This window comes from Nodosilinea sp. LEGE 07298, from assembly GCF_015207265.1.
Taxonomy (GTDB): domain Bacteria; phylum Cyanobacteriota; class Cyanobacteriia; order Phormidesmidales; family Phormidesmidaceae; genus Nodosilinea.
Genome location: NZ_JADEXE010000584.1, coordinates 1 through 1,297, shown reverse-complemented (window position 1 = coordinate 1,297; position 1,297 = coordinate 1). Strand labels below are relative to the sequence as shown.

Here is a 1,297-nt window from a genome sequence, read left to right as displayed (position 1 = left end):
ATACCTTCAGTGTCTTTTCTTATTAGCTTAAATTGGATCCGGTCTCAGTGATGACTCAAGGGGCAGGGAGAACACCTCTCCCGCCTATCTAGCTGTCGTCACCCGCCACGTTCAGTGTCGTCTAATACGAAGGAATTTGTTGTCTGATAGTGAACTGAAGAGGTTTCGCTCGCTAACAGAAATAGCCTGGGCAGTACCACTGTCATTGATTTGGTCAACAATGCTTGAAGAAAAACGAGAAACAGCTTCCCGTTCAGTAGGAGTCAATCGGAGAGGAACAGTACTTACGCTCATGGCAGGAATCACAGAGAAAGGAACAAAACAAACCGGTGCCTTCTGCGGCGTTGAGTAAAACCGTATCAGCCGAATTTCTCCCCTGTATGGAAAACCTGCCCTCTTTGATTAACTTTGACTAAGAAACCTTACGCAAATACACCTGAGATAAACAAATATTGCGGATCACTTCAAAATACCTCCAGTTACTCGGAAATTTAAAGAAAATATTAAGCCTCCGAAGATCCCCTAAGATTTACAGAAAGATTATCGAAAGTAGAAAGCATTTCGATGGAGGGGTAGTACAGTGAGAGCTCTTTTGATATGCAACCGGCCCGAACGCCTTACATCTATGATCCAATGCTTGAGAGAAGCGGGTCATGAGGTGAAGGCCTCATCCGCCGAGATGGCATTGACAGCAATAAACCAAAATCGACCTGATCTTGTATTCATTACCACATGGGATATTTCATCGCTGTCAAGTTTCTTTTTGAAATTGCAGCGGCTATACGGACTCAATCATCGGACTAGCTACTATCCAGTCACTATCGCAATCACCCATCACGAAGAGGTTGACTTAGATGGCCTCTACAATATGGGCTTTGACCTGGTTAGCGAAATTCCCTTGCGTGAGCCCGTGCTGATGGCCCAGGTGATGGCACTAGATCGACGGCTAGGCATATCTTGTAGAACACTGGCCTCGCCCCATCTGCTAATCGATCTGCATACTCACCACGTTTTTCTCAAGGCCAACCAGGGCACACTCCTGGCAAGTCTAAATGTAGGTCAGATTCAATTCATTTTGCTGAAGTGCTTTTTGCGATAAGTAGGGAGTTTGAATTAAACGTAAGATGGGAGGGTTAACTAGAAAGCCCCCTTATGCCCGCCCCATTGCGTATCATTTTGACCGAGGAGGAAGACCGTACCTTAAGTGAACTGCGGCAAGCTCAGACAGTTCCTTATCGGACCCGTGACCGTGCGCATATGCTGCGCTTGAATGCTCAAGGGCTGAACGTGCCTGCTA

The 1,297-nt window shown here is 46.4% G+C and carries 1 protein-coding gene; it reads left to right on the top strand.

Annotated elements, in window-relative coordinates:
* Window positions 1-685 precede the first annotated feature (685 nt).
* Window positions 686-1,099 carry a hypothetical protein gene (locus IQ273_RS33220; protein ID WP_228054380.1) on the top strand — a complete coding sequence of 138 codons (414 nt, stop codon included), beginning with the start codon at window positions 686-688 and terminating at the stop codon, window positions 1,097-1,099.
* The last annotated feature ends 198 nt before the right edge of the window (window positions 1,100-1,297 follow it).